The 2652-nt window shown below is 71.6% G+C and carries 1 protein-coding gene; it reads left to right on the forward strand.

The genetic code is table 11. The features are described from left to right. The first annotated feature begins 825 nt into the window (after window positions 1-825). The gene (locus tag EFE23_RS27750) at window positions 826-2472 is read left to right on the forward strand and encodes a glycoside hydrolase family 27 protein (protein ID WP_123243810.1); all 1647 of its coding nucleotides are present in this window, start codon (window positions 826-828) and stop codon (window positions 2470-2472) included. Window positions 2473-2652 lie beyond the last annotated feature (180 nt).

The following is a 2652-nucleotide window of genomic DNA, read 5'->3' on the forward strand; positions in this document are numbered from 1 at the left end:
GCCCTTCTCGGCGGCGGCCGAGCCGAGGGTGGTACCGGCGTTGGCGGTGGTCGCCGCCGCGAGCGTGGCGACGGCCACCGCGATTGCCGCGCCGGCCGGCCCCAGCAAACGGGCTCGGGAGCGGAACCGCGGTGTGCCGCGGTGGGGGACGTGGTCCATGCGATGCTGCCTTTCGGGGTGGGGCCCGGCGGCTGGTGACCCGCCTGCCGGGCGCGGGGGGACTCAAGATCGGTGGGGCTGGCCCGGACTGCGAGGGAGGCAGAACGCTGACGGTCGCTCGCGCGGGTCGGAGATCTGGCGGCGGACCGGTGCACGCCGCGACCTGTCACTGCACGTCGACCCGGATGTGCCCGGTGCCCTGCGACGGCCGGTGATCGCGAACGGGAGGCGGTGCCCTCGGCTCCTGAGCGCCGAACATAGCATGTTATCGATAACAGGCTCAAGGATTGACGACCCGGTGCGGAGGTACCCGGCGTGGTGGCCGGACGTCGAGGCGGACCTGCAGCCGGAGGCATCCACGGATTGCGATGTTAGCGCTCACAGGGTACGTTGCCGGATGGGAGCGGAGGGCACGTTCCGGCGGAACCGGAGGCGCGGTCCGGTGACGCGACACGGGTGCCGCGTGACCTGACGGGCGTCGGGCGCCACCAGGTCACGCCCAGGGACGAGAGCCGCGGACGTCGTACCTCCATCACCCGCAAACCGCGCCACGCCGGCGAGTCGATCGGCCGGGCCTCTCCACCACCCTGTCCCGCCGACGGACCGCACCGCCCGCCGGCCGGACCACGACCTGCGACGGATCACGCCGCCGCGGGAAGGAGAACCATGAGACACCGCACCTCGGGCCGCCGGTGGGCCGGCGCCCTCGCCGCCGGGCTGCTGCTGGCCGGTACCGTGATCGGGCTGCGCCCGCCCGCCGCCGGGGCCTTGGAGAACGGGGTGGCCCGCACCCCGCCGATGGGCTGGAACAGCTGGAACTCGTTCGGCTGCAACATCAACGAGACGCTGATCCGGCAGGCCGCCGACGCCATCGTCGCCAGCGGCATGCGGGACGCCGGCTACCAGTACGTCGTCGTCGACGACTGCTGGTTCAACCCGAACCGCGACGCCGCCGGCAACCTCCAGGGCGACCCGAGCCGATTTCCCAGCGGCATGAAGGCGCTCGGCGACTACCTGCACAGCAAGGGCCTGAAGTTCGGCCTCTACGAGGTACCGGTCGACAAGACCTGCGCGCAGTACTTCAACTCCTACCCCGGCGCCACCGGCAGCCAGGGCCACGAGGCGCAGGACGCCCGGCAGTTCGCCGCCTGGGGCGTGGACTTCCTCAAGTACGACTGGTGCTCGCCAAACGGCACCATCGACCAACAGGTGGCGACCTTCGCCAAGATGCGCGACGCCCTCGCGGCGACCGGTCGGCCCATCGTCTACAGCATCAACCCGAACAGCATCCACGCCAAGACCGGCCCGCAGCGGGACTGGGGCGACGTGGCCAACATGTGGCGCACCACCGAGGACATCACCAACGCCTGGGACACCGGCCAGACCAACGGCTACCCGATGGGCATCCAGAACATCATCAACGTCACCGTGCCCCTCGCCGGATACGCGCGTCCCGGCGGGTTCAACGACCCGGACATGATGGAGGTCGGTCGGGGCGGCATGACCGACACCGAGATGCGGAGCCACTTCGCGATGTGGGCGGTGCTCGCGGCGCCGCTGATCGCCGGTAACGACGTCCGATCGATGTCGTCGGCCACCCAGAGCATCCTGACCAACCGGAACCTGATCGCGATCAACCAGGACAGCCTCGGCCGGCAGGCCGCCCAGGTCTCCTTCGACGGCACCCGCCGGGTGCTGGCCAAGCCGCTGGCCAACGGTGACGTCGCCGTCGCGCTGTTCAACCAGGGCAGCACCACCACGACGATCTCGACCACCGCCGCCGCCGTCGGCAAGAGCGGCAGCAGCTTCACCCTGCTCGACGCGTGGACCAACGCCACCAGCACCACCAGCGGCACCATCTCGGCCAGCGTCCCCGGGCACGGCACGGTCGTCTACCGGGTCAGCGGCGGCGGTACCACCACCCCGCCACCGACCACCAGCGGCACGCTGGTCAGCGCCGCCTCCGGTCGGTGCCTGGACGTGCCCCAGAGCAACACCGCCAACGGCACCCAGCCGGTCATCTGGGACTGCAACGGGGGCGCCAACCAGCGGTGGACCGTCAACGGGGACACCCTCCAGGCCCTCGGCAAGTGCCTGGACGCCCCGTTGAACGCCACCCCCGGGTCCAAGGCGCAGATCTGGGACTGCAACGGTGGGGCGAACCAGCGGTGGAGTCGCAACTCCGACGGCACGATCCGCAGCCAGCAGTCCGGCCTCTGCCTCGATGTCAACGGCGCCGCCACGGGCAACGGCACCACCGTGATCCTCTGGACCTGCACCGCCGCCGCGAACCAGCGGTGGACCCTGCGGTAGGAGCGTCCGGGGCCGGTAGGACCGTCCTGGACGGTCCTACCGTGCCCACGGCACGACCCGGCCGGTGTCGGCCTCGCCGCCGCTCGCCGGAGCCTCTGCCCGGCCGCCACCCGGCCGCCACCCGGCCGACAGTTGGGCCGGGCAGGACTGCGCGATGGTCACCACCGGGGGGCCGCTGAC

Source organism: Micromonospora solifontis (assembly GCF_003725545.1).
Taxonomy (GTDB): domain Bacteria; phylum Actinomycetota; class Actinomycetes; order Mycobacteriales; family Micromonosporaceae; genus Micromonospora; species Micromonospora solifontis.